Consider the following 26531-nt stretch of genomic DNA (forward strand, 5'->3'; position numbering starts at 1 on the left):
TCTAGGTTGCTCCCCCAGGACGCAGCTGAAAAGAAAACCACGGAAAGGGATTCTCATGAAACGTTTTATGATGGCGGCAATGGTGCCGGCACTCCTACTTGGATGTAGTGAGCAAAATAAACAACACTCGTCGCAACAACCCCAACAACCGGGCTTCTTGGAAGGCTTCTTCCACATTGAAGCGAACGTTATCACAATCAAAACTGCCGATGATAAACCGATTTCAGGTGCACAAGTTCTAATCGGTGACGCCTTAAACTCGCCTTTTTCTGGTAACTTCCTGACTACAAATGCCTCAGGCCAAGTAGAGATCCCAGCCGCTTGGACTTCACCAACGGCAGTGACTGTACAGGCTGCAGGTTATATCCGTGCGACTTATTTGGCACAATCTCCGGCGGCGATGACTATTATTTTGCGCCCGATCAAAAACGGTTCGGCTCAATATGAAGTTAAAGGTGCAGCTTTGGATCTGCCTGTTAAGAACAATGACGACCAAGTTGATTTCGGCTTGGTGATGCCGGCGTTCACGAAATTGGATTTGTTGAGCTTTAACTTGGATTCAGTGATCAGCCCGCAAAGCGATACGATCTCTGCCCTCGGCCAAGAGATCAAAGTTCCTTCAAACATCTCTTTACCAAAACAGTCAGAAAAGTATTCGTTCTTCACGATCACTTTGGATAAACCGCTTTATCGCACTTATTTCGGTCAAAAAGGTGTGAATCGCCTGGTGGCTGTGAAAGGTCGCTTCCCGTTCAAAGACACAGTCGATGCAATGCGTGGCGGTAAAGAGTTCTATGAACTCATTAATATGTTCAAAATTTCTGGCGCAGGTATTCGCGATCTCGACGTTCAAGGAAATTCACAATTGAATATCCCTGCGGGCGAGTTGAGCTTCACGGATTCTAAGAAAATCACGGCTCCGGCAGTTCGCGGTGATGAGTTGTTCATCGCAGTCGGTGTTGCGAATCAATCTGGTTATATGATTCCAACGGATATCAAAAATGTCGGTTCAAATAAGAGCATGACGTTGAATACACTTGCAGGTTCTGATCAAAAGGTTCTTGCGGTGCTTAAAAAATCAGCCGACATGAAATCTGGCAACGACCGCATGAGTGCGACTTTGCTGCCTTTTGAGGCACAAACAGCGCCAAAAATGCTTCCGTTGATCAACGATCCGTCTTTTGTTGGTCAAAACGAAGTGGTGTTCCCGCAATTCAACACAGTTGAAGGTGTGAATCCAATCGCCACTTACTCTGTGATCTCTTCACAAATCGAAGTTCAACAAGGACCTGCGAAAGTGACGATCATGAATCCAGAGTGGGAAGTTTATGCTTCGAAATGGGTGACTGGCATGAAACTTCCGAACTGGCCACAAGGTTCTCGTGGAAATGGCAAGAAGCGTTGGGAAGTCAGCTTCATCGGCTCACAAACTGCTTCACAAGCGCAGCTTGGTCCGGCTATCATCGACGCTGCAACACATGTCACACACAGCTCAGTCTCTTATTAAACGAATCGTTCTAATTTTTGTGATTATCACAGGCTGCACTCTATTGGGTTGCAGCCTTTTTGATAAAAGACCTTCAGCTCACGCACAAATGGAAACAGTGAACAAACAAAGAGTGTTCTTTGCTTCCTACGATAACGTGTGGCGCGCGGCTCATGCTGTGATCAAATATCCGATCGCTCAAGAAAATCAAGACACAGGCGTCATCGAAACAGAATACATCAAAGGTGTTGATGGTTGGATTCCACCAGGAGCCGACAAACCACCTTCAAGTGGCATTCGCTACAAGTTGACCTTTACGTTTGCTAAAGGGACAACCGAAGGTCGCGATTCAACGCGCGTGACGATTGATAAACGCATGGAAATCCTTCGCGACTTCTTTTCAGACCCAGAGAAAATAGAATCCGATGGTCTTGAAGAGAAAATTCTTTTCTACCGCATCGAACGTGAATTAGTGATTCAAGATGCTTTAAAGAAAGCTCACTAAAATTTATGAAAGAGCTCGCTGACAAAGCGGGCTCTTTTTTTTTACAAACGTGTTTTGAGCGAGTGAGGCTCAACTATAAGACACACTTTCTGCTCCCTATTTTCATCGCGCGAGATTGGTCCACTTATATTGCAAATGCAAAAGACATCGGCGCGTGTGTTCATTTAATTCGATTTTATAGAACTTTACGGCATCGAAGTCATATCAGTATTAGAAATTTCCAAAAAACTTAGGAGCGGCATTAAATAATCGAGATTTAGTTTTATAAATACGAGGCCGATTAATTTTATATGGAACGTTTAAAAACACTGTTCATATTAAAATTGGCGTTGGTCTTCACAACTACTGCGTTCGCGGCGGGACCGAATACCACGAATACTCTGACCTATCAGGGCAGGATTCTTAAAGCTGATGGAGCTCCACTTGAGTTTCACAACGTTAGCTTCTTATTTGAGATCACGAATCCAACAGGCTCTTGCGTAATATATAGAGAACAAGTGAACGGTATTAATATGACCGGATCACAAGGCGTGTTTGATGTTCCAATTGGTTCAGGTACAAAACTTTATCCTGCAGATCCTTTGTTTAAAATGCTCGATTCGTTTAATAATAACGGCAATTTCACGTGTGATGGCGGCGTCACCTTCACTCCACAATCTGATTCAATTCGTGTTCTAAAAGTTCAATTTTATGATGGCGTCGGATGGAATGCTATTTCGCCTTCAAGCGAAATTCGTTCGGTGCCTTTTGCAGGCTTTGCGATGTCTGCTGAAAAACTCGGGAGCAACTCCGCATCTGATTTCGTTTTGAAATCAAGTGTACCGACTTGTACTCCAGGACAAGTCCTGTTTTCAAATGGCACAACTCTTTCATGTGTTACTGACGCTGGCGGTGCTGGTTTCGTCTCCTCAGTAATAGGTAGTGGTCCCATCACTGTGTCGGGAACTTCGACCGTTACCGTCAGTGCGACTGTTGGTACAACTGCAGGAACATTAGCAGCCGGAGATGATTCGCGTTTTACAGATTCCCGTCCTCCGACTGGAGCAGCCGGCGGTGATCTGTCTGGTACTTATCCAAGCCCAACAGTTGCGGCGAATTCCATCACGACAGCAAAGATTTTGGATGGAACTATTCTTGGATCTGATTTGAATTTCAGTGGTGTTAATACCGCAACTTCTGGCATCGCCATCGTCGATGCTACAGGTAAGTTTAATAGTTTTGCCTGTGGTACTGCTGGTCATATTGCAACTTGGACAGTTGCTGGTTGGTCCTGCCAAGCACCAGCTCCTTTATCAAACACATCTGTGTCAGCGGGTTCTTATGGCTCAGCGACACAAGTTGGAACGTTTACTGTCGATGCTCAAGGTCGTTTGACGGCTGCTGGAAATATGACTGTTACACCAGCATGGTCATCCATCACCGGCACTCCGACGACTCTTGCTGGTTACGGCATCACAGATGCGCAATCTTCAAGTTTAGCTAATGGCAAAATCTTTGTCGGTAATGCTTCCAATATCGCAACTGGTGTCAGTGTTTCTGGTGATGCCACTTTATCAAATACCGGCGTATTGACTCTGACCTCTTCCGGTGTGACGGCTGGAACTTATTCCAAAGTTACTGTCGATGCCAAAGGTCGCGTGACGACTGGAACAAACATCGCAGGCAGTGACGTCACAACAGCATTGGGATTTACACCACTTAATAAAGCAGGCGATGTGATGTCTGGTTTGTTGGGCCTTAATGGAGTGACAGCAGACCCTGCAGGCCTTGTTGGCGCAGACAAAGGTAAAATGTGGTATCGCACGGATACAAATGAAGTGAAATATTGGAATGGCTCTGCGGCTATTGCACTTGGTGTGGCTGGATCAGGCCTAACCTCGCTAGGTGGGCAATCCGGTTCTTCACAAACTTTTGCAACTGGCAGTACAGGCACAGCTCCGAATTTTAGTTCTGCTTCGAACGTGCACACTTTGAATATCCCGATGGCTTCTTCTGCGGGAACGACTGCGGGTTTGATAAGCAAAACGGAATATGACAACTTCAATACGAAACAAGCTGCTGGCAATTATTTGACAGCTTTGACTGGGGATGTGACAGCGACGGGCCCTGGCTCTGTCGCTTCAACGATTGCTGCGAATGCCGTGACTTCAGCGAAAATTCAAGATGGTACAATCATAGGCGCCGATATGGATTTTTCTGGCGTGAACCTTTCGACTTCAGGAATTGTGATCAAAGATAATGCTGGAAAATTCTTTAACTTCGCCTGCGGAGTCGCAGGTCAAATTGCAACTTGGACCGCAGGCGGATGGTCGTGCCAAGCACCAGCGGGTCTAAGTAATACATCTGTCACGGCAGGTTCATACGGATCTGCGACGCAAGTTGGAACATTCACAGTCGATGCTCAAGGTCGTTTAACTGCGGCAGCTAATGTCACAGTCACTCCGGCTTGGTCATCAATCACGGGAACTCCGACAACCCTTGCTGGTTATGGCATTACGGATTCACAGTCTTCAACTTTAGCGAACGGAAAAATTTTAGTTGGTAATGCTTCAAATGTCGCGACTGCCGTCACAATGTCAGGCGATGCGACGTTAGCAAATACGGGTGCGTTAACACTGGCATCTTCAGGTGTGACGGCAGGAACTTACTCTAAAGTCACTGTCGATGCAAAAGGCCGCGTGACAACTGGAGCGAACATTGCGAGTGGTGACGTGACAACAGCTTTGGGATTTACTCCTTTAAACAAAGCTGGCGATGTCATGGCGGGACTGTTGGGACTTAACGGTGTCTCCGCCGACCCTGCTGGTTTGGTCGGTGCTGACAAAGGTAAAATCTGGTATCGCACTGATACGAATGAAATTAGATATTGGAATGGTTCATCAGCAGTTGCCTTAGGAGTTGCAGGCTCAGGCTTAACATCGTTAGGTGGTCAGTCCGGCTCTTCACAAACTTTTGCGACCGGCACTTCGGGTACGGCCCCAGCATTTAGTTCTGCATCGAATACTCATACATTAAATATTCCAATGGCCTCTTCTGCTGGAACAACAGCAGGTTTAATTAGCAAATCTGATTACGATAACTTCAATACAAAACAAGCCGCTGGCAACTATTTGACAGCATTAACTGGTGACATCACGGCGACGGGCCCGGGCTCTGTGGCTGCGACGATCGCAGCGAACGCTGTGACTTCTGGAAAAATTCTTGATGGTACGATCGTCAGTGCGGATATGGATTTCACTGGCGTCAACGTCGCAACTTCGGGCGTTGTTATTAAAGATAACACCGGCAAATTTTTTAACTTTGCCTGCTCAACGGCAGGACATGTTGCTACTTGGACAGTTGCGGGTTGGGCGTGTCAGGCACCTGCTGCTTCCTCTTTAGCAAGTGGCAATATTTTTGTTGGTAATGCTTCGAATGTTGCGACATCCGTTGCAATGTCAGGTGATGCGACAATTTCAAATACGGGTGCGGTAACTCTTGCAACGGTCGGAGTTGCTAAAGGTGGTACCGGTACAACGTCATTAACTGCGGGTTCACTGCTTGTTGGTAACGGGACCAGTGCAGTGACGGGCCTAGCCGGTGGCGCAACTGGAAATGTTATTTACGCCACAAGTGCAACGGCTTGGACAAGTGGCACGCCGAACGCTGCAGGCCTTGTTGATTTAACTTCTGCACAAACGATTTCAGGTCTTAAAACTTTCCAACCTTCAGCGGCGGCTAATAAAGGTCTTATTGTTAAAGGTGCGGCTTCACAAACTGCAAACTTAACAGAGTGGCAAAATTCCACTGCAACTGTTTTAGCATCTGTAGATTCAACCGGAAAATTTGTGATGCCAAGTTTGCAGATCACGGGCGGTTCACCTGGAGCAGGAAAAGTTTTAACTTCTGATGCTTCTGGTAACGCAACTTGGGGCGCCGCGGGTGGCTCGGGCACAGTAACGAACATCGCAACAGGTACTGGATTATCTGGTGGACCGATTACAAGCACCGGCACAATCTCGCTCGCAAATACAGCTGTAACAGCGGGTTCTTATGGATCTGCTACTCAAGTGGGAACTTTCACTGTCGATGCTCAAGGTCGCTTGACTGCTGCCAGCAACGCAACGGTGACGCCAGCTTGGTCTTCGATCACTTCAAAACCAACGACACTTTCGGGATTCGGTATTACTGATGCCGTTATGGTTGGCGGCCAAAGTGGCGCATTCAGTTTAGGTACGACGAACTCTGCTGCTTTATCGGTCATGACAAACAATACAACACGCTTAACGATCGATAGCGCAGGTAATGTCGGTATCGGGACAGCTTCGCCTGCCAGCGCACTTCACGTTGTCGGTGATATTCAATTCACAGGAACTATCACAGATATTTCGGATCGCCGTTTAAAAACACGCATTCAACCTATTACTTCCGGCTTATCTACAGTTCGCAAAATTTCTGTGTATTCCTACGTCATGAAAGATGATCCCAATGAACGTACTGAATTCGGTGTGATGGCGCAGGACATGTTAAATATTATTCCCGAGTTAGTAAAAAATGTCGACGTCGATGGCAAATACTACGGTGTGAACTACATCGGTCTTATTCCTTGGAGCATCAAAGCAATTCAAGAAGTAGATTCCCAAGTACAAACACAAGAGGAGCGATCTGTAAAAGTCAGTCGTGAACTTGCATCTATACGACAGGAAAATAAAGAGCTGCAATCGGCCGTTAAAAAGTTGGCCGATAAGAATAAATCTTTGGAAGAAAAACTTGCAAAAATTCTGGAACGTTTGGAAAGAAAATCTCAATAGGAATTTAAGCCGTGAATTTCAATACGCACTTTCTTGAACACTTTAAAATGAAATTAAGCAGGCTTGCTTATAAGTCGATGGCTCTTATCAGCTTATCATTCGTGTTTTGCCTTCTATTATCGTTGAAGGCTCATGCGATCTGCAGCAGCCCGGCGGCAAATGCCGGAGCCATGAACTATTTTAGCGCGACTTCAGACATTAGATACTGTAACGGGACTTCGTGGGTCTCATCAAAATATGGTGGCGTTTCCATCGAAACAACTCTTAAAGATTTAACACCAGGCAAAGTCTTTGCGAATGCCGTTACGGCTTCAGGCAATTATGCCTACACTGTGGGAATGGATCTAAACGGTGTTTTTGCCTTAACGACACTAAATATTTCAACACCATCAAATCCAACAATCGTCGGTAGTTACACGTCTGCTGATTCAATGGGCGTAGCGATTACAACGGATGATTCATATCTTTATGTTATCTCTGGATCAAAGCTGCTTATTTTCTCGTTAGCAACGCCCTCAAGCCCAACACTGGTCGGCAGTCTAAATAATACGAACATTGGTGGCTCTAGAATTATTGTATCTGGAAATTATGCCTATCTTGTAACCAGCAATAAATTTGTGATTATAAATATCACGACTAAAACTGCTCCTGTCATTTCGGGTTCTATTTCTAATGCTTCGATCAACAGCAACGTCGGATTTAGTGTTTCGGGAAACTATGCTTTTGTGGTCTCTGGCTACTCCCCCGGATATTTTCTAGTATTAGATATCACATCGAAAACAAGCCCTTCATTAATCACCAGCATATCGAACAGCGGTTTAGGTTATCCTTCCACCTTAGCGATATATGGAAACTATGCTTATGTTGGGCGTGGGAATAGCTCCAGCGATCAGGTGGCGGTCGTCGATATAACAAATAAGACGGCGCCAAGTTATCTGGGGCTGACAAACTTCACCTGGATCAATGACATATTGATCAGCGGAAACTATGCTTACTTTGCATCCAAAGGTGGCGGTCTATCCAGTATTGATTTAAGTGCGACCGGCCCGCTAAACATATTTGAATTGCAGAGCGTATCTATTGGATCATGGAATCAAAATTTTGGCAGCCTTGCCAAATCTGGAAATACTCTTGTAGGTGTTGTTCCTGGAGCATCCTACATCGCAATTTTAGACCTTACCCCATCAAATATGGTGAAGGCGCCCGAAGCAGCTTCAATAGTTTCCGGCAGCCCGAACTACCCCGACGAATTCCATGTCGTCGGATCAACTGCCGTTATCACCGACTCAAATGGTGGGTTTTGGACTTTTGATGTTTCGAACCCTGCTGCGATGACGGCACTTGCCACGAACGCGATGAATGCGTTCAGTACAGATAGTTACTACGATGGAACATACGTATATTTATCGCTGCCAAACTCTTCAGAGATCGCTATTTGGGACTTAAGTTCACCCTCGAATCCCGTGCTAGCGAGGAGATTTCAAGATAGCGCTCATCTTTCCCAGACAAAAACCGTCCAGCGCTCGGGCAACTATGTCTATGCAACCAGCTATAACGGCATGTCTATTTACGATGCGACAACTATTTCTTCCATGTCATTTGTTGGTATAGAAACTACTTCTTTAAGCTGGCCAAGCCGAATGCGAGTATTTGGAAACTACGTTTATGTTTTGGATGGTATGAAATTATACATCTATGATGTTACTACCAAAACAGCGCCTACTTTGTTAGCTACATTGAATAATGTCACACTTAATAACTCTTATGATATCGCGGTATCGGGAAACTACGCTTTTATTGCAAATTATTCTGGCGTCGTTATTGTCGATATAACAACAAAGTCAGCCCCAGCTATCATCACAACATTTTCATCAGCTCCATCTGGTGATCATATTGCGATCTCGGGCTCTTACGCATATGTTTCTAGCGGTACCAAATTTTACGTCGTAGACATCACTACGCCTACGACGCCCGTCTTGAAATCCACTTTAACTTCAGGATCACTTGGTGTTGCTCTAAGTGGTACAAATGCTTTTCGCGCGGACAGCAACTTGCCGGGAATACGCTCTTACAACATCAGCAATCCACTGGCTGTGACAGCAACAAGTTCCATTGCTTTTAATGGATACTATGAATCCACAACTCAAGTTGCTTTAACGGGCAACTATGCCGTTACTGTGGGAAGTTATAACACTCTGACTGTGACTGATGTTTCGGTGCCATCCAACCCCGCACCTATAAAAATGATAGTTGATGCACGTCTTAATCAAGCCAGCGGCATTAACGTTTCCGGGAACTATGGTTATGTTGCCGCCAATTCTTACTTTGACATCGTGGATTTAACGACTCCGGCATCTGCCAGTATTATTGGCTCGGTCAATTCAGCATCACTATCGAGTAGCCGTGATATAAAGGTATCTGGAAATTATGCCTATGTTCTTAAAACCAACGGCTTTGCAGTAGTTAACATAACGACAAAAACTGCGCCTGCCGTAGTCGGCACTTTAACTAACGCCTTACTTTCCAACTGTTATGCCCTGGACGTCTCTGGAAGTTATGCGTACGCTGTTTGCCAAGGCTCACGCGCGCTAGTCATCATTGATGTATCCACACCAGCAACCCCTTCAGTTGTAGGCAACTTCACCTCAACATCGACGTTAGCTGGTGTGAATTCTGTGGTTGTCGTTGGCAATTATGCCTATGCTTCCGAAAGTTTGGTTCATATCATTGATATCACCAATAAAACAGCGCCTACGCTTGCATCTACATTTAATGCGATACCTTCATGTGGAGGATGTATTCCGAATGAGCTGCATTTCGATGGCACGGGACTGATGTCTTCGGGTAGTGGCGGCATTACTTATTGGGATTTAACGGATCCAATAAATCCAGTCATCTATGGAAACGCAGTCCAAAACTCCGCTTCTGCGTCGATGTCGCATTTTGCAATAAATGGAAATGTTCTAGTAGCTTCGGGAACAGATTCCCTATGGGTATTTGGAATAGGAAATTACCCAGCTCCAAGAAAAGCTTCTGCGTTGTATTCAACAGCGCCTGCTTTAAGTTATGCGATAGCCATTCAAAATTCTGGAAATTATTCGTTTGCTTTAAGTGGTGTCACCGCCACTCTTAGCGTCGTCGATATTTCAAATCCTGCGAGCCCTTCAATCGCAAAAACTTTTTTTGATAAAAAACTATCGAACGCAACTTATTTCGCTCTTACTGGGAATTATATTTATGCACTTGACCCCTCAAATGCGTATAGCTTGGTAGTCATTGATATAAGCAATCCCCTGGCTCCAAAAATTTTAAGCACATCCTTATCGTATTCTTCGTTTGGATTCGCCAGCTACCCTCAAATATCAGGCAACTATCTTTATCTAACGAAAAGTGGTCTGAAAGTTTTCGATATTACAACAAGAAACAACCCTCAATTAATAGGTTCTTCTTCAACGACAGGATCCTCAAACCTTACGATCTCTGGCTCTAATGCTTATAACTGCGACACTGGCGGCAATTTATTTACTTACAACTTGACGACCCCGAGTGCTGTCACTTCGACCAGCTTTTCCCATGCTTCTCTGGCAGGCTGTCAAAGGGTCTTTGTGTCTGGCAATTACCTTTATGCCACGACTGGTTCAAATGGACGATTTGCGGTGGTCGATATTTCTACGCCGACAAGTCCAAGCTTTATCGGGTCTGTTACTGATACGACAAACCTATCCAACGCAGTAGACATTCAGGTGAGCGGCAACTCTGCCTATGTCACGTTAAGTGGTGGTACAATCACCACAGTCGATATTACGAATAAAGCTGCACCTGTTGTCAGCAACGCATTGACAACAACGGCAACTCGCTATGCCAGCTCTTGGACATCTCCGTATCTGATATCACCGAATTATTTTGGTGGACTAGACTTTATTAAAATTTCAACAGTATCGACTTTAGGAGCCTGTTCAACAGCGGGAACTATTGATTTTATAACTGCCAACAAAGTCTTCGCATATTGCAATGGTTCTAATTTTATTCCCATGGGGCCATCACCAGGAGCCGGTGGCGCGGGCTGTTCCACACCGACAGCATTACCGGGGGCATTCAATTACAATACGACGACGAATAAGATGACTTATTGTGACGGAAGCTCTTGGGTCAAGGTCGGAAACTAATGGCGTGGTAAAGCACGCCATTGTCCTTCACTTTCTTGCATGACAACTTGATCAGTTGATTCAGCCCATTGGCTTTGATCTTTGCTGCGTTCTGCAAAGAAGGCTTTCATCTGATCTAAAGACATATCTTTTCTGTCTTGTTGAGCTTTCATCGCAAGCGGAGTTAATTCGGAAATAGCAGTTCGTGAAGGTGCTTTGAATTTATAACCAACAATCTGATTTCCAGCGGGATCAAAACCCATTTTGAAATATTCAAGAGATCCGGCTAAAGCGGCCGCCTTTAAAACTTGATCTTTCAATTCAATATTAGGAAAAGTTTTGTAAATCTCAAGATTGAGGGTTGCGATATATTTTTGTTCAACTACATCCTCAATTGCACGCTTAAAACGACTTTCCAAATATCTGTTATAAAGAGTCCAACCGCCGGTAAGTACAACTATCAAGGAAGCCGTCGCGACGATGATATTCTTATACTGCTTCAAGGGTGCCTCGTTAATTAGAGTGATTTTTTAACGTAGTTTTTCCACAGACCGATCAGTTCAGATTGTTTCATCGGACCGTCGCCAAGCTTTACGCCCGTCAAACGCTCAAGTCCTGCCACAGCGGGCAATTGCACACGAGCATCTTTATCGGACAACAGTTTTGCGAAGATTTTAAGCTCGTGATCTTTAGGTTGTTTCGCCAAAACCTCTACGATTTGGTGGCGAATCCATAGACTTTGAGAACCCTTGAAGTTGTATTGCTGATCAAGTTCTTCCCATAACAGGTCACGCACTTGAGCCGTCGCGTTCTTTTCAAGAACTTCAACGGCTGCCGAACGAACAACCAAGGCTTTATCTTTAATCAATTTTTGCGCAAGCTTTTGCGCCTCGGTTGGATTTACTTCCGACAATGCAACCAATGCGGCATTACGCATATACCACTGCGAGTGATTACCCGCTTTCAAAAGATCTTTGGTTGCAGCATCACCGTGAGCTTCTGCGGCGGCCATCAAAGCGCGCCAACGCAAAGCCATCGTTTGGGAATCATTAAAAGCGATTGTAATGAATGATGAATAGTATTTATCACCTTGCGATTGCAGCGCTTGCTTGCGATTTTCCGTTGGGAGTTTCAATAACTCAGTCGCCGAACTTAAAGTACTAGATGAAGGTTTGGCAACTGCTGCAAAAGCACTTGAAGAAAGACCTGCAATCAAAACGGACGCTACGATTTTTCTTTTCATGATTTAACTCTTCTTAGAAACGAAGTTTTCAAACTCATTCATTAATTGATCAGTGTCTTCGCCTTTTTTATCAGCTGCGGCTTTGCCGTCACCGGCTTTTTCGCCCACTTTATCAAGAGCCTTTTGACCCTCGACGGCTGCTGCGAATTCTTTCATCAATTCATCATCAATCAAATCACTGCCCGCTTCGGCAGCCGGTGCTTCTGGAGCCATCGCAGCAACCGCGGCTGCGACATCGTCAACCGCAGGTTCCGAAGGTGCTGGTTCTGGAGTCGGCTCAGGCTCTGCTGCCGCCACAGGAGCTGGCGCTTCTTCAACTGGTGCCGGAGCTGGTTCAGCTGCTGGGGCTGGGGCTTGCGCCGCGGCCGCTGGAGCTGCACCACCTTTTTGCAAAGCTTCTAGTTCAGAACGAAGCTTGTCGTTTTCTTCTTTATAACGAGAAAGATCCGCAATGTCTTCGCTGATGATTTCGTATTCCGCCAAACGAGATTCCAAATCGCGAATCTTCGCTTCGGCTTCCGCATTACTACCGCCACCTTCAGCCGGAGCTGCCGACGCTGATGCCGCGGCTGCCGCCGCACCCGCTTCACTCGCTGCCGATTGAGCTTGTGCTAACTGCGCTTGAAGTTCTTCAATTTTCTTTTGGCTTTCACTGACTGTCGAACGAAGTTGCGCGACTTCTGCCGCTGACTCGCCGCCACCTACTGCGACACTCGCACCAGGCCCCATGTCACTTTCATCAAGTTCCGCGTGCACGGAATGTTCATCGTGTGCTACATGCGCTCGGGCTCCGCCGCCAGCACCTTGATTTTCAAGAATTTTTTGAAGAGTTTTTTCTAGCTGAGCAGAGTCAACTCCGTGACCAGAACCTGCATCGTGACTGCTTGATTTTCCGAAAAAGGCGCGGAATCCCAAAAACAATGAGATGAAAATAATAAGACCAACAAGCCCTTCGATGATAGCCGTGTTGTGCTGACTCCAAAATGAGAGAAATTGTTCAATTGTCACAATTCAAATTCTCGCCCATGAGCGAGATGACGTCAATGCTAGACCTACGAATAATCCCAAGCTATTGTAGAGTCCTGAGACACCGGAGGTCCCATGGCTGAAGCACCCTATGACTTAATTATCAAAGGCGGAACGTGCCTACTTCCTCACCCCTCGGACCAAGGCCTTAACCCCCGCTTCATCGAACAGCAGGTCGATATCGCAATTGCGAATGGCCGCATCGTCAAAATCAAAGAGTCTATTAATGAGTCAGCAAAACAAACTATCGTCGCGAATGGACTTCACGTTTTACCCGGAGTCATCGATAGCCAAGTTCACTTCCGCGAACCCGGATTAACTCATAAAGAGGACCTTGAATCAGGAACTCGCGCTGCCATCCTCGGTGGAGTGACGACGATCTTTGAAATGCCGAACACAAATCCGGCAACAACAACGGTCGAACTTTTTCAGGACAAATTAAACAGAGCCAAAAATCGCGCACACGCCAACTATGCTTTTTTTATTGGCGCGGGCCACGACAACATCAGCGAAATCGGCAAACTTGAATTGATGCCTCACTGTTCGGGCGTAAAGATTTTCATGGGGAGCTCTACCGGCAGTCTATTAGTAGAAGACGATGCCAGCCTTGAAAAAATCTTAGGCTTCGGCCGCCGTCGCGTGATCGTACACAGTGAAGACGAAATGCGCTTGCGCGAAAGAAAGCATATCGCAGTTGATTCCGCAGATGTTCACAATCACCCTGTATGGCGTGATGTGGAAACGGCAGTCAGCTCGACAACACGTCTTTTAAAAATTGCGCGCAAAACAGGTCGCAAGATTCACGTTTTACATGTTTCCACTGGTGAAGAGATGGATATCTTAAAAGATCAAAAAGATATCGCGACCGTGGAAGTGTTGCCGCAACATCTGACGTTGTATGCTCCTGATTGTTATGATCGCCTGGGCACGTACGCGCAACAAAACCCACCGATTCGTGAAAAACGTCATTTGGATCGTATTTGGAAAGCTCTTCTTGATGGCACGGTCGATGTGATTGGTTCTGATCACGCGCCTCATACACGTGAAGAAAAAGATCGTCCTTATCCGTCTTCACCATCGGGCGTACCAGGAGTACAAACTTTGGTGCCGATCATGTTAAATCATGTGCACGATGGAAAATTAAGCCTGCACCGATTTGTTGAGTTAGTCACAACGAATCCTTGCCGCGTTTTTGGTGTTAAAAACAAAGGTCAACTGCGTGAAGGATTTGATGCCGATGTCACGATCGTTGATTTAAAGAAAAACAAAACCATTGATAACTCGTGGATTGCAAGCAAGTGCGGCTGGACTCCGTTCCACGGTATGAAAGTCACTGGTTGGCCGACACATACAATCGTCAGCGGTAAACTTGTGATGGAAAACGATCAAGTTGTTCTACCTTCGCAAGGTCAGCCTGTGAATTTCGAGGACACAGAAGGATGAACTCCAAGGCCTCTCCGAAAACTCAAGCCCTGAGCATTTTTGTAGCGGGCTTACTGCCGGTCATCGCCTTCACTTTGATTGAAGAGTATTACGGCACGATAGCCGGCTTAATTGCCGGTATGGTTTTCGGTGTTGGTGAAATTACGTGGGAACTTTATAAACACAAAAAAGTGCAAAAAATCACATGGATCGGAAACGGCATGCTTCTGGTTCTGGGTGGCATTTCGTTGATTTCATCTGAAGGTGTCTGGTTCAAATTGCAACCCGCTTTGATGGAAGGTTTGTTTGCACTGTTCTGCTGGGGTTCGCTTCTGTTTGGAAAACCGTTGATCGTCTATTTGGCTGAACAACAAGGTCAGCAATTTCCAGAATTCTTAAAAGCCCGCATGACCGGCGTGACATTCAGAACCGGTGTGTTTTTTGCGATTCACACTGCCCTTGCTGTTTGGGCTGCCTTAGACTGGAGTACGACAAATTGGGCTTTGCTTAAAGGTGTCGGTCTGACTGTCAGTTTTATTTTGTATCTAGGTTTTGAAGGCATCCTGCTTCGCAAAGTAGTGATGAAAGAGCGCATGGAAGAATTGGTCAAAGCACAGCTAAACCAACAAACTTCACAAAAAATGGAGTGAGCTTATGGAAACTTCTCTGACGAAACTCTTAGGTATTGAACATCCGATCATCTTAGCCCCGATGGCCGGTGGCCCGAGTTCAGTAGCTTTGACAGCAGAAGTTTCAAATCATGGCGGCCTTGGTTCTTACGGCGGCAACTATTTGACGCCCACAAATTTACAAAAAGCCCTTCAAGATATAAAAGCGCAAACGGCGAAACCCTTCGCGGTAAATATATTTATTCCGAATACTCCAAAAGAGCCAACCGCCGAACACCGTCAAGAGATGCTCGATTTCACCAATGATGTCCGTAAAAAGTTAGACATTCCAATTCTTCGCGAATTGCCGGTTACGACCAATCATTTTTCTGAACAGATTGAAGTGATTTTAAAAGAACAGCCTGCCGTTTTTAGTTTTGTCTTTGGTTTGCTTGATCGCGACATTCTGAAAAATATGAAAGAGCGTGGCATTTTAGTTATCGGTACCGGCAGTACTCTTGATGAGGCGCTTGCTTTGCAAGAAGAAGGCGTCGATGCAATTGTCTTGCAAGGTTTCGAAGGCGGTGGTCATCGTGGTGTTTTTGCGACGAATGAAGACTACGAAGTGCCTTTAAAGATTTTATTGGAATCTGTTCGCGGAAAATTACGTATTCCCTATATTGCTTCCGGTGCAATTATGGATGGCAAAGACATCAAGGAAGCTTTAAGTCTTGGCGCTTCCGCTGTGCAAATGGGAACGGCCTTCTTACTGTGTCAAGAAGCTGGCACTTCAAAATGTTACCGCGAAGCTTTGCTGTCTAAAAATGCCGCAAATACTGACATCACGATTGGCTTTAGTGGACGTCGCGCTCGCGGCATCGTGAATCACTACATGCGTGAGTTCAAAGCGAAAAGCAAAGTGCCACTTCCCTTCCCAATTCAAAATACTTTGACTCAAGATATTCGTAAAAAAGCGACGGAGCTTGGGGTTGCGGATTATTGTTCGCTGTGGTCAGGGACGGCAGCAGACAGAATTCGCGAGTTAAGCGTTAAAGATCTGATGCACGCTTTAGTTGAAGAAATGAAGTAAGACCTAACGCGAATTCAAAATAAAAAAGGAAGGTTTAAAGCCTTCCTTTTTTTATTTACCCTGAAATTTTGCAATCGCTTTGTTGCGCATAGCTTGCAAAGCTTCAAAGTGATCCGCAGTTCTTTGCGTGATTCCCTGATATGCCGCCGCCATATCAAGAACACTATGCAGGTCATTCAGATATGCAAGCTTCATCGTTTTCTTCGTCATCTGCACTGCAACTGGAGCATTGTTAGCAATCTTTTCCGCCAACTTTTCTGTCTCTTGCATCAAGTGCACATCATCAAAATAATAATTCAATAAGCCCCAGCTATAAGCCTCTTCACCGCCGACAAGATCACCAGTTAAAGACATTTGCATCGCTTTGCTGAAACCAATCACACGTTGCAGGAAGAATGAACCGCCATCACCTGGAACCAGTCCCAATTTTACAAAGGTTTCACCGAATTTAGAAGTGCTGCACCCTGTGCGCAAATCACACATCATCGCAAGATCGCAGCCCGCACCAATGGCGGCACCATGAACCATCGCAACGATTGGTGTCGAAAGATCTTCAATACATTTTGGAATCTGCTGAATACCGTGAATGTAGCGCATGCGCAGTTCGTTCGATTCGCCTTCAAACATCCCCGTCTTATCAGCCATAGCTTTGACATCGCCACCCGCACAGAAGTTTTTACCTTCCCCACACAATACAATCACGCGAATATTCGGATCAAAATCAGCGTATTTCAAAACGCTGATTAATGAATCTGTCATTTCGTAAGTGATGGCATTGCTTTGTTCTGGGTTATTCAAAGTCACCCATAACTGGTGACTTTTCACTTGAACTTTAAGATGGGTAAAATTTTGCGAATAAAAGCTCATAGATTATCTCTTCGGGAAAAGGCCTTCACGTTTCGTGAATAAGTTTTTTAACCAATGACCAAAAGTATCTTCAGGTCCTGGCAAACGATCGGGAACAATTTGACCACGTTCGCGCAATTTCGCGCATAACATTTTCACCTTCTTTTGCGAATCTGGTGAATGCACAAACTGCACACCGAAACCTTCAACGCTTGATTTCGCAGTGACATAAACCACACGGCCTTGCGCTTCAAAAGATTCGTCTTCAAAAGCCCACGTCAACTTCACAGTTTCGCCCTCTTTCAGGTGACCTGAAGTCAAAGCGAACAAACCGCCCTCAGAAATATTTTTGATTGAGCCCGTTTCATTCGAACCATTGATCGTCAGCGCATTGTTAAACACGTAACGAGGAGCAGCCTCCCACCAACGCAAACGTGGATCAAGATACACATTACGAACTGCGGGAACAACGAAGTAAGCAACCGCCAACAAGTCGGCCACCAACACCACAACAAGAGCAATGAAGTTTGCAAGATTTGGATTCGTCGAAAAACCGTAAAGATTCACAGCGAAGATCAAAGCTAAACACGCAAGATACGCCCAATAGCTCCAGCGTTTGCAGATGTAGATAAAAATACCCGCTAGAACTGGCAAAAGAACGTAACTAAAGAACAACGGCTTCGGCATGAAGTTCATCCAAAAGTTCCAGTGCTCTAAAATGGTGTGATGTGCACGTTGTGCATTGATTACTAAGTTGCCGAATGGCGCAAGAATATGAAGTACAGCTAAGATGATGATCGCCCAAGGTTTTCTTTTCATACTCTTAGGATATGAATGAAGTTGTAAAGAGACAATAAAAAAGAAGGCCTCATCCTGAGGCCCCTTTTTATGGTCGGTGTAGATTTACTAACTAGATATTCGCCAGACTACTGCTTACAGAAAGGCAGATCCGGTTTAATTTGACAGATAATTTGGCAAAGAGATGGATCACCAATAGGACATGACCCATCACCCGGTGGTTGTGCCGGATCATCACCGCCCCCGCCTGGTGGTTGTGGTTGGCTGCTGCCAGATTTACCAACGTTAATGTCCAAAGTACTTGCCGTTTTTCCATCAGCATCCGTCACAGTGATCGACGTTTTACCATTCGCAACGGCAGTCACAACCCCGCCATCTGAAACAGTCGCTGTCGACGTATTGCTGCTGACGTATTTAAACGGTGATTTACCGTTCAATACAGACAAATTCAGCGTGTCTTTCGCTCCAATTGAAGCTGCTGCTGGAACAACAATCATTTTTTTCGTCAAAACTGCATCGACGGCATTAAAAGCATCGACTCGGCAGTTACATGCCGTTTGGATTGAAACTTTCGTTCCAGTTGTTTGCAAAATCGCGCGAATTTGTGCTCCTGTTAAAGAGCTGTCTTGCGACTTCAAGAACGCAACAAGACCTGAAACCAATGGCGTTGCCATGGACGTTCCAGAAAGTTCCCCGTATTTGTTTTTTGGAAGAGTGCTGATGATGCCATCGCCTGGTGAAGACAAGTGGACCATCGCGGTTCCATAATTTGACCAAGACGGCTTGCTATCTGAAGAGTTTGACGCTGCAACAGTGATCGAATTTGGATAACCGTTGTTCGCTGGATACACTTCAGTCGAGTCATTGTTTTTTCCATCATTCGCGGCCGCTGCTACGAAAATAATCCCTTTATCGTCAGCTCGCTTCACGGCTTCCAATAATGGTTGCGCCGTTGCACGAGGAACTGTGGCTCCCCAAGATGCGGAAATAACTTGCACACCTTTTTCGATGGCATAGTCGATGGCTTTAATACCGTCGTTCAAATCGCCTGAACCATTTTCATCCAGGAAACGCAAAGGCATGATAGAAATACCCGGCGCCATCCCGATCGTTCCGCCATCAATGAGGCCTGTCGCCCCCACGATACCTGAACAGTGGGTCCCGTGACCTGGATTTTGATAGCTTGTTTTATCCATTGGATCGGCATTGTTATCTTTAAAGTTGTAACCAGGAATCATGTTCGGCGCTAAAGATTCGTGTTTGTAGTCAGCACCCGTATCGATGACTGCAACAATCACGTTTTTATTGCCTCGATTGCCAGCACGTTGCCATGCTTTTTCAGCCTGCACCTTTGCGATCGCCCATTGCGATTTCAAGGTCGCAGTATCAACTGGAGCCGAATAGGCTTTCAGTTTAAAGTTCGGCACCACATATTGCACGCCAGGAGTCGACAACAAGGTTGCCAACGTTTGTGCTTCTTTCGATTTTGCGATGTCGACTTTGATCAAAGATGCAGTCGCATTGTGATCCATCACTTGCATACCGACTGCTTTCATAGTCCCCATGTTTTGAACTGCCTGAAACCCATTTGTATTCGTGTACTTTACTAAGAACTCGCCCGCGAATGCTTGAGAGCCCAGTAGTAACGCACTTAACAGAACCGTCCGTTTCATAGATCCCCCTCCGTGGTGCTATTAAGGATATTCAAAATTTATGAGTTGGCTGCACTCGAGATTTTAAAATGGCTTTTATTTAATTGACGCCCTTCATCGAAAGTTGAACACACTCACGAACTTTTCAAGAATGGCAGTGTCAGTTTTTTCACTTCGACACTGATGTCGATGTGTAAACCCACAAGGGCACTTATGAGTCATCTTCAGGCAATCATTCTTGGTATCATCGAAGGCATCACAGAATTTCTTCCCATCTCTTCAACGGGCCATATGGTCATCGCAAGTTCGTTCATGGGAATTAATGAAAGCGACTTTACAAAAGCATTTGAAGTCATCATTCAATTCGGCGCGATTCTTTCAGTTTTAGTTTTGTATTGGAGAAGATTTCTTCCGAACTGGAATTTCTATAAAAAACTTTTTGTCGCGTTCTTGCCAACAGCGATCATCGGTTTCGCAGCGAAAAATGTTGTTGATCAACTTTTAGAGTCCGCTCAAGTTGTCGCTTGGTCGTTGATTCTTGGTGGCGTGATTTTAGTTTGGTCCGATAAGATCTTTGCTCACTTGACCGCAGTCGGTCGCAAGACGAGTGATTTGACATACAAAGACTCTGTCAAATTAGGCTTGTTCCAATCAATCGCGATGATCCCAGGAGTCTCGCGCTCTGGAGCAACGATCATGGGTGGTTTGACTTTAGGTCTTCAGAAAAAAGAAGCCGCAGAGTTTTCATTCTTCTTGGCTGTGCCAACGATGGCCGCTGCCACTTTGTACAAGCTTTTGAAAATTTATAAGACGATCCAGCACGATCAAATCGCGGTTCTTGCAACCGGCACAATCGTTTCGTTCATCGTCGCGATGGTGGCAATCAAGTTCTTCATGGGCATCGTCACAAAATACGGCTTCCGTGGTTTTGGTTATTATCGTATCGTTCTTGGCATTATCATCTTGGCGTTGATCTATACAGGTCACTCATTGAGCGCAGGTTAGGATTTATTTTAAATGGAAAAGTTTCTTTTTGAAGAGTCACATATTTTTTCTATGGAAGTTGCAGCACTGTTAAAACATACAGTGTTGATCATGCCGAACTGGAAATGGATCGTCCTTGCGATCTTTATCGTTCTTGGTATTGCTCTTCGTCCGTTGATTCAGTGGGTTTTGAAAGAATTCAAAAAACACAATCCGTGGGCAAAGAAATTTCCAAAAAGCTTCACAGCTTATTTCTTTAAATCTGAAATCGAACGCCCGCTGGCTTGGGTGATCGTAGGATTGTTGTGGTTCGGTGCTGGCGATGCGATTGAGCTTACTGGCAAATTCCAAACTTACTATGAACATGTGTTAAAAGCGTTCTTAGCAATTCACTTGATTCGCGTGATCTATTACGCGGTCGATGCTCTAGGTTCGGTGTTCGCTGATATCGCAGCAAAAACCGAATCCACGATGGACGATCAATTGGTGCCGTTCGCAAGCAAGATCTTAAAAGTTCTTGTTGTCGTTCTGGGTGTTTTGATTGTGCTGCAAAGTTTCGGACTGAACGTAATGTCGCTTCTTGCCGGTCTTGGCCTGGGCGGTTTGGCATTAGCATTGGCAGCGCAAGACACGGCCGCAAATCTTTTTGGTTCTGTGACGATCTTGGTCGACAATCCGTGCAAAATTGGCGATTGGGTTAAAGTGAAAGACGTTGAAGGCACGGTTGAAGAAATCGGTTTCCGATCAACACGCATTCGCACGTTTTATAACTCTGTCATCACGATTCCAAATGCGACGATGGCAAAAGAGAACATCGACAATATGGGTGTGCGCCCTGCTCGCCGTATTCGTCAGTCCTTGGGGCTTGCTTACGAAACGACACCTGAAAATATTGAAGCTTTCTGTGATCGCGTTCGTTATTTGATCAAACAAGATCAAAAAGTGATTCCTGAAACTGTGACGGTTCATTTCAATAACTTCAATGCCTCGACGTTGGACGTTTTAGTGAACTTCCATTTGAAAGTGTATACAGGTCCTGAAGAGCTTGAACATCAGCAGCGCATTTTCCTAGAGATCATCAAAATCGCTAATGATATGAAAGTAGAGTTCGCATATCCGACGCAAACTGTGTACTACCGCGGGGCTCAAGGCTAGCAAACAAACTATGAAAAGTTTGGGCGGGATTACATATTAATTTTGCGTAAAAAATAGGACGTCCAGAAGTCTTTCAGTCATGTCGAATCGCAGCGATACTGTGGTTCATGACAAAACAACAGATTACTGCCGTCCTTATTTTCTGTTCAGCCTTCGCACTTTGTCACTCAGGCTGGAGTAAAACAAAACCCCAAAAAGAAGCTGATCGCTATAATGTGATTTGTGAAAACCCAGACGACTGTAATCAAGCAGTTGCTGGTTTGTTAAATGACGAATCGAACGTCTGCACAGCCGTGCTCGTTCGTGAAGATGTGATGGCAACCAACCTTCACTGCCTACCACAAAAACTTCGTAAAGAAGGCTCTTCGTGCAAAGGCCGTATCAGCTTTACCTTCCCTGAAAATACTAAAAATAAAATTGAATACGCTGATTGCGATCAAGTCCTTTCGGTCTCTTCGCAATTAAAGGACACGCCACTTACGCCGGATTATGCGTTTTTAAAATTAACTCACAAGGCCTCTCGCAAACCCGTTGCGATCAACACTTCCGGAGTTGCGAACAACGAAATGCTTACGATCTTTAAAGTCGATCCACATGAAGACATCGGATTACTTCGTAAAGTCACATGTGCGGCGGCTCAAAAATCCATGTTGAATCCTTTGTTTAAATCAGAACAAAGTTCTGTCATCAGTCTGGTTCCGTGCGATATCGTTTCTGGTAATTCGGGCTCACCGATCTTTTCTGCTCAAGGTGACGTGAAAGCGTTGATCAACTCTAAAGGTCTGCCGGCCGATATGCCGGTGAATGTGGATCGCTTTGACGTAGCATTTGCTTCGAACTTGGCGTGCTTGAATATCCCAGAATTAGGTTTGAAAAATCAAAATACAGAATGTCATTCCAGCAAAGACCGCGCAGCGATTCGTAATGCTTCCGGTGAACTTGTGCGTGATGCCGTTCATCCGTTGATGATGAATTTCACAAAAGCCGTAGGCGAGCAATACCGCAACATCCACGAACAAACGAAGAATTTCTTAAAGTGGCAAGCTGACCAACAAGATATTCCTTATAACGGTGACGACAAAGCCAAGATCGCCAAAGTGGGTTTCAAACCTAAGTGCATCACCGCGTCCCGTGAAAACATGATGAAGATGCAAGAAGAGATGATGAAAATTAAATACTCGGAATGGGGTGTTCAGCTGAGTCTTGATTCAGCTGGCCGACCGAATCCGCAACTTGCTGCCACGGAAGTTTCAAGTACTTTAAGCTTCTCAAAAGAAGACCTGCAAAAAACCGAAGTCGCAATCAAGCTGGGCACCACTTCTTACAACGTCCCGTTCTGTTCTGACATCGCCGCCAAATAGGCTCCCCTAGCCGCTTTCCCGCTAAAGTAGATGCTTTAGCGGGATGAAGATTTTTCAAGTTTCCAACCTATAAACGAGCGCAAATTGAACGCGCTCACCTTGCGAGTCTGTTAGAGACAACTTGTCTTGCACCGGGACGCGAGATTTATTAGTGTTCGCCGCTCTAAGGTTGGGCCATGAAAACAAAATTTCCGCGATTTTTAAAAGGCATTCTGGAAGCTCGTCAAAGCCGTAATTCTCGCTATTCAAAGCGTGCGTTTGCACAGCATTGTGGGATTTCGATTGGACAATTAAATGATTATTTGTCAGGCCGTCGTATCTGCTCGCTGAAGACCGCGAACAAGATCGTTGCAAACTTAAATTTGCCGCCAGAACAAATGGCGCAATTCGAAGTGATCGCTAAAAATGCGAAAGCCAAATTGCATTCGTTGCCAGATGAAAAATTTAGTATCGTTTCAGATCCTGCCCACTTTGCGTTGTTGGCCCTAACGACGGCGACTGATTTCAATTTGGATATGGCGTGGATTGCTGAAAAACTTCACGTCACACAAGCCAAAGCTAAAACACTTATGCACAACTTGCAAAGCATCGGCTTGGTTGAGATCGTCGACGACAAAATCGTAATTCATCATGAACACATCGTTGCTGCTATGGACGCCCCTTCCGAAGCCCTTCGCAATTCGCATAAAACATCACTGCAAAGAATTATCGACAATATCGATAAAGTGCCAATGGAAAAGCGCGAAGTCAGTTCAGTCAGCGTATGTATTGATCCAAAAAAATTAGCGATCGTTAAAAAACGTGCGATGAAATTTATTGAAAAGACCGCGATGTTCCTTGAAAGCGGCGACAAAAAGGAAGTTTATGAAATCAACGTTCAAATCTTTCCGTGGGCCACTTAATATGAAATTCTTAATTTTAAGCGCAGCACTTTTGTTTTCCTCAATCAGTCACGCGATCTTCATTCGTGGCAACGGTGGCATCGGCGTTTACTCGCAAGGTCAGTGGCTTGCTTATGATGTGTTTGAGTTAACATCACAAAACCCCGAGTTGATTTTCAACTACTCAAGCAGCGAAGGTGTTGCTTATAAAGTTTTGGATTATGTTCGTCGTTTGCCGTTAGCACCTGCCGAAATCACGAAAGCAGAAGCCATTGCGATGGCGAATTTCTTTAAAATTGATTCGTGCAATTTTGATGAATTGAACCAACCACAAATGCACTACACGTACACTCAGATTTGGGAGCAATTGCGCGAGCAATCTCTGTTAACTGCTTTGATGGCTGTTAATTTCTATGATCCCAGCACACAGGCCTATCACATCTGCACAATGCCGATGTATTTCGACTTTATGGGTGAACAACAGCAAGCTGTGTTGCTTTTCCACGAAGTGGTTTACGTGTACCTAGAGCAGTCACGTATGCTCCCGCCGAAGCCGGAAGAAGTTCGTGCTCTGGTGGCAAGAACCTTAATGAAATTCTAGACAGCCGCACAGAAATGTCAGCGGCTTTTGTCACATGAGTCCTTTGTAATCCGTATAAACTCTTATATTTGTTAATACCAGGAACGTCTTTTGAATTTGCTTTCCTCTAACGCCAAAAATCATTGGCCAAAAAGGAGAGAGAAAAATGAAAAAGATGAAAGTAGCAAGCCTTGCCATCGCAGGCATGATGGTCGTTCAGGCAACAGTGTCTCATGCTGAGACATCGCGTGTAGACGGTATCGGCGATAAACAAATCGCGGTCGCACAGAAGCAACTCTCTGCGGTAAGAACACAGATCTTACTTTTAGATAAATCCTTAGAAGAAACAGCCACAGCCATTCAAACACGTGAAAAAGGCGGCCTTTCAAATGGCGCAGCAATCGTGGGCGCAGGTATCGGCTTGGGCTTCTCGGCTCTGACAATGCTTGGTACGCTTGGCAGCACTGGTGATGGCGGCGGCATGGTCGGCGTTATCATTGGCTCGTTGGGTTCTTTGGCGGCGACAGCTGGCTCTTTGGGTATGAGCGGTGTCAGCGCTTATTTGAAAGCAGACGCTAATACGGAAAGTATCGAAGCCGATTTAGCAAAAGCTCAAAAAGACATCGCCGACACAATGGCCCTTACGACAGATAAGGCCTCTGCGGCTTTGCTTTCACAATTAAATGCTTCATTGTCTGAAGTTCAAAAGTCTCTTATCAGCTATAGAAAAGATGAAAGCGCACGCTCTAAGCATAAACTTATGGCAAATATCGCTGAAGCAACAGGCATGGCTTTGACAACAATGGGCTTGGTATCAAGAGACAGCGCTAAACTTACGAACATCGGCACACTCGTTATGGGCGCAGGCAACCTAGGTCGCATCATCACGGGCATGTCTGATTCACAAGCAGAGCAAGTATTGACAGAGATTACTAAAACTCGCCAATCACTTCGTATAGCTGCAGCAGCATTGGAGTAATTCTGTGAGTTTCAAGGTTTGCATCTTAAGCTTCATTCTTTTCGTCCTTTGCGGCATCAATGCCGCGAAGGCGGAAGCATTGAGATGCGAATCTGTTTTTGTTCCTACGGTCATGGAAGTCATCACCCAAATCGATAAAGATCACAATCAATTCCTGCTTAAAGGTCGCTCGCTAGAAGAGCTGACAAGTGATTTTTCTTGGTTGCGCAAACGTAAACTGCGCAAAATCCTAAACTCAGTGGAAATTGAAAAATTCCCCTCTGAAAATGCGATTGATCGTTATGTCGCAGAGCTTGGAACTGTGATGTTCGGCTCAAAAGACAACGTCACTCTGTTATTTAAAAAATCAAAAGACGAACGCTTAGAAGATAGCACCGTCAAAATTATTCAAGAAAAATTATTAAACGACGGCTTGCGAGGCACTTGGGGCGACGTCGCCAACGTACGAAACACAAAACTGATGCAACGAATGCTTGATAAAATTTGGACCTTCCAAAATGGACGAATTGGCCAATTAACTGGATTGCCACTGATTCTGCCTGCGATGCGCGATATGGAAGTCCCCCCAGAACTGATGTATAAAATCATTCGTGATGGCTACAAAGCCCATGCGGAAGAAGCACGTGTCGCCTTAAAGAAGCAGTCGTCCATTGATGCCTACAATACGTTTAAAAAAGTTTATCGTCCCATTGCCGCAGTGATCATGTTCACGTTCATGGTACATACGGGTTGGGAAAATTATCACGATATGATCAACAAGCAGGTCGACAGCACGATGTCCCAGCTTCAGGAATCACGTCAGGCACTAGATAAAATCGCTTCGGGTGACGTGAAGAGTGAGATTTATCAGGCTGCCGTAGATGGTGCCATTAAAGACTTCGTCGCTAAGTGGGGCGAACAGCCAACAGCCTCTGAGCGCGCGCAAATCGAAGCAAAAATTCAAGCTGGACTCAAAGCGCAGTAAAGCCATTGTCCTTACA

20 protein-coding genes are annotated in these 26531 nt (G+C 45.3%); 14 read left to right on the plus strand and 6 right to left on the minus strand.

Annotated elements, in window-relative coordinates; genetic code table 11:
- Positions 1–55 precede the first annotated feature (55 nt).
- The 4 genes from DOE51_RS13125 to DOE51_RS13140 all read left to right on the plus strand — a co-directional run bounded on the left by DOE51_RS13125 (position 56) and on the right by DOE51_RS13140 (position 10947).
- On the plus strand, positions 56–1507 hold the full coding sequence (locus DOE51_RS13125) for a hypothetical protein (RefSeq protein WP_142697008.1): 1452 nt from the start codon (positions 56–58) through the stop codon (positions 1505–1507).
- A complete protein-coding gene (locus tag DOE51_RS13130) occupies positions 1479–1991 on the plus strand; it encodes a hypothetical protein (protein ID WP_142697009.1) in 513 nt (170 codons plus the stop codon). Before DOE51_RS13125 ends, DOE51_RS13130 begins: the two co-directional genes overlap by 29 nt.
- Positions 1992–2281: 290 nt before the next feature.
- Positions 2282–6781, plus strand: coding sequence for a tail fiber domain-containing protein (locus DOE51_RS13135; protein ID WP_142697010.1), 4500 nt, complete (start codon positions 2282–2284; stop codon positions 6779–6781).
- A gap of 11 nt (positions 6782–6792) precedes the next feature.
- Positions 6793–10947 (plus strand): LVIVD repeat-containing protein, encoded by a 4155-nt coding sequence (locus DOE51_RS13140; protein ID WP_142697011.1) that lies wholly within the window; start codon positions 6793–6795, stop codon positions 10945–10947.
- Here DOE51_RS13140 and DOE51_RS13145 read toward each other — a convergent pair.
- From DOE51_RS13145 to DOE51_RS13155, 3 genes are read right to left on the minus strand one after another with little or no spacing between them, the layout of a single operon-like run.
- Complete coding sequence (locus tag DOE51_RS13145) at positions 10944–11429, minus strand: hypothetical protein (RefSeq protein WP_142697012.1); 486 nt, start codon at positions 11427–11429, stop codon at positions 10944–10946. The two genes, DOE51_RS13140 and DOE51_RS13145, sit on opposite strands and share 4 nt — an antisense overlap.
- A gap of 14 nt (positions 11430–11443) precedes the next feature.
- Complete coding sequence (locus tag DOE51_RS13150) at positions 11444–12169, minus strand: HEAT repeat domain-containing protein (RefSeq protein WP_142697013.1); 726 nt, start codon at positions 12167–12169, stop codon at positions 11444–11446.
- Between the two features lie 3 nt (positions 12170–12172).
- Positions 12173–13177 carry a hypothetical protein gene (locus DOE51_RS13155; RefSeq protein ID WP_142697014.1) on the minus strand — a complete coding sequence of 335 codons (1005 nt, stop codon included), beginning with the start codon at positions 13175–13177 and terminating at the stop codon, positions 12173–12175.
- 93 nt (positions 13178–13270) lie between these two features.
- On the opposite strand from DOE51_RS13155, the gene DOE51_RS13160 reads away from it, so the two are divergent.
- The 3 genes from DOE51_RS13160 to DOE51_RS13170 are packed head-to-tail and all read left to right on the plus strand — an operon-like array spanning position 13271 to position 16315.
- Complete coding sequence (locus tag DOE51_RS13160; RefSeq protein WP_142697015.1) at positions 13271–14638, plus strand: dihydroorotase; 1368 nt, start codon at positions 13271–13273, stop codon at positions 14636–14638.
- Complete coding sequence (locus DOE51_RS13165; protein ID WP_142697016.1) at positions 14635–15267, plus strand: inner membrane-spanning protein YciB; 633 nt, start codon at positions 14635–14637, stop codon at positions 15265–15267. The genes DOE51_RS13160 and DOE51_RS13165 overlap by 4 nt, the downstream gene beginning before the upstream one ends.
- A 4-nt stretch (positions 15268–15271) precedes the next feature.
- Complete coding sequence (locus DOE51_RS13170) at positions 15272–16315, plus strand: nitronate monooxygenase family protein (RefSeq protein WP_142697017.1); 1044 nt, start codon at positions 15272–15274, stop codon at positions 16313–16315.
- 51 nt (positions 16316–16366) lie between these two features.
- Here DOE51_RS13170 and DOE51_RS13175 read toward each other — a convergent pair whose 3' ends face one another.
- From DOE51_RS13175 to DOE51_RS13185, 3 genes are all read right to left on the minus strand, one after another.
- Entirely contained in the window at positions 16367–17182 is an 816-nt protein-coding gene (locus DOE51_RS13175; protein ID WP_142697018.1) for an enoyl-CoA hydratase-related protein, read from the minus strand.
- 3 nt (positions 17183–17185) lie between these two features.
- Positions 17186–17980, minus strand: coding sequence for a PilZ domain-containing protein (locus tag DOE51_RS13180; protein ID WP_142697019.1), 795 nt, complete (start codon positions 17978–17980; stop codon positions 17186–17188).
- A 107-nt stretch (positions 17981–18087) separates the two neighbouring features.
- Positions 18088–19632 (minus strand): S8 family serine peptidase, encoded by a 1545-nt coding sequence (locus DOE51_RS13185; protein ID WP_142697020.1) that lies wholly within the window; start codon positions 19630–19632, stop codon positions 18088–18090.
- Positions 19633–19824: 192 nt separating this feature from the next.
- Between DOE51_RS13185 and DOE51_RS13190 the strand changes: the two genes are divergently transcribed.
- The 7 genes from DOE51_RS13190 to DOE51_RS13220 all read left to right on the plus strand — a co-directional run bounded on the left by DOE51_RS13190 (position 19825) and on the right by DOE51_RS13220 (position 26515).
- Complete coding sequence (locus DOE51_RS13190) at positions 19825–20616, plus strand: undecaprenyl-diphosphate phosphatase (RefSeq protein ID WP_142697021.1); 792 nt, start codon at positions 19825–19827, stop codon at positions 20614–20616.
- Positions 20617–20628: 12 nt separating this feature from the next.
- A complete protein-coding gene (locus DOE51_RS13195; RefSeq protein WP_142697022.1) occupies positions 20629–21750 on the plus strand; it encodes a mechanosensitive ion channel family protein in 1122 nt (373 codons plus the stop codon).
- A gap of 107 nt (positions 21751–21857) precedes the next feature.
- A complete protein-coding gene (locus DOE51_RS13200; RefSeq protein ID WP_142697023.1) occupies positions 21858–23111 on the plus strand; it encodes a trypsin-like peptidase domain-containing protein in 1254 nt (417 codons plus the stop codon).
- A 176-nt stretch (positions 23112–23287) separates the two neighbouring features.
- Positions 23288–24013: a TIGR02147 family protein gene (locus tag DOE51_RS13205; RefSeq protein ID WP_142697024.1), complete on the plus strand. Its 726-nt coding sequence runs from the start codon at positions 23288–23290 to the stop codon at positions 24011–24013.
- A complete protein-coding gene (locus DOE51_RS13210; RefSeq protein WP_142697025.1) occupies positions 23976–24593 on the plus strand; it encodes a hypothetical protein in 618 nt (205 codons plus the stop codon). Before DOE51_RS13205 ends, DOE51_RS13210 begins: the two co-directional genes overlap by 38 nt.
- A 145-nt stretch (positions 24594–24738) precedes the next feature.
- Positions 24739–25551: a hypothetical protein gene (locus DOE51_RS13215; protein WP_142697026.1), complete on the plus strand. Its 813-nt coding sequence runs from the start codon at positions 24739–24741 to the stop codon at positions 25549–25551.
- A 4-nt stretch (positions 25552–25555) separates the two neighbouring features.
- Positions 25556–26515, plus strand: coding sequence for a hypothetical protein (locus DOE51_RS13220; protein ID WP_142697027.1), 960 nt, complete (start codon positions 25556–25558; stop codon positions 26513–26515).
- Positions 26516–26531: the final 16 nt, after the last annotated feature.

The organism is Bdellovibrio sp. NC01 (assembly GCF_006874625.1).
Lineage (GTDB): Bacteria > Bdellovibrionota > Bdellovibrionia > Bdellovibrionales > Bdellovibrionaceae > Bdellovibrio.

Excerpts from the sequence above, each read along its gene's own strand:
- DOE51_RS13125 (WP_142697008.1), top strand. The coding sequence starts at position 56 with ATGAAACGTTTTATGATGGCGGCAATGGTGCCGGCACTCCTACTTGGA.
- DOE51_RS13130 (WP_142697009.1), top strand. The coding sequence starts at position 1,479 with ATGTCACACACAGCTCAGTCTCTTATTAAACGAATCGTTCTAATTTTT.
- DOE51_RS13135 (WP_142697010.1), top strand. The coding sequence starts at position 2,282 with ATGGAACGTTTAAAAACACTGTTCATATTAAAATTGGCGTTGGTCTTC.
- DOE51_RS13150 (WP_142697013.1), bottom strand. The coding sequence starts at position 12,169 with ATGAAAAGAAAAATCGTAGCGTCCGTTTTGATTGCAGGTCTTTCTTCA.
- DOE51_RS13160 (WP_142697015.1), top strand. The coding sequence starts at position 13,271 with ATGGCTGAAGCACCCTATGACTTAATTATCAAAGGCGGAACGTGCCTA.
- DOE51_RS13165 (WP_142697016.1), top strand. The coding sequence starts at position 14,635 with ATGAACTCCAAGGCCTCTCCGAAAACTCAAGCCCTGAGCATTTTTGTA.
- DOE51_RS13170 (WP_142697017.1), top strand. The coding sequence starts at position 15,272 with ATGGAAACTTCTCTGACGAAACTCTTAGGTATTGAACATCCGATCATC.
- DOE51_RS13175 (WP_142697018.1), bottom strand. The coding sequence starts at position 17,182 with ATGAGCTTTTATTCGCAAAATTTTACCCATCTTAAAGTTCAAGTGAAA.
- DOE51_RS13180 (WP_142697019.1), bottom strand. The coding sequence starts at position 17,980 with ATGAAAAGAAAACCTTGGGCGATCATCATCTTAGCTGTACTTCATATT.
- DOE51_RS13185 (WP_142697020.1), bottom strand. The coding sequence starts at position 19,632 with ATGAAACGGACGGTTCTGTTAAGTGCGTTACTACTGGGCTCTCAAGCA.
- DOE51_RS13190 (WP_142697021.1), top strand. The coding sequence starts at position 19,825 with ATGAGTCATCTTCAGGCAATCATTCTTGGTATCATCGAAGGCATCACA.
- DOE51_RS13195 (WP_142697022.1), top strand. The coding sequence starts at position 20,629 with ATGGAAAAGTTTCTTTTTGAAGAGTCACATATTTTTTCTATGGAAGTT.
- DOE51_RS13200 (WP_142697023.1), top strand. The coding sequence starts at position 21,858 with ATGACAAAACAACAGATTACTGCCGTCCTTATTTTCTGTTCAGCCTTC.
- DOE51_RS13205 (WP_142697024.1), top strand. The coding sequence starts at position 23,288 with ATGAAAACAAAATTTCCGCGATTTTTAAAAGGCATTCTGGAAGCTCGT.
- DOE51_RS13210 (WP_142697025.1), top strand. The coding sequence starts at position 23,976 with ATGAAATCAACGTTCAAATCTTTCCGTGGGCCACTTAATATGAAATTC.
- DOE51_RS13215 (WP_142697026.1), top strand. The coding sequence starts at position 24,739 with ATGAAAAAGATGAAAGTAGCAAGCCTTGCCATCGCAGGCATGATGGTC.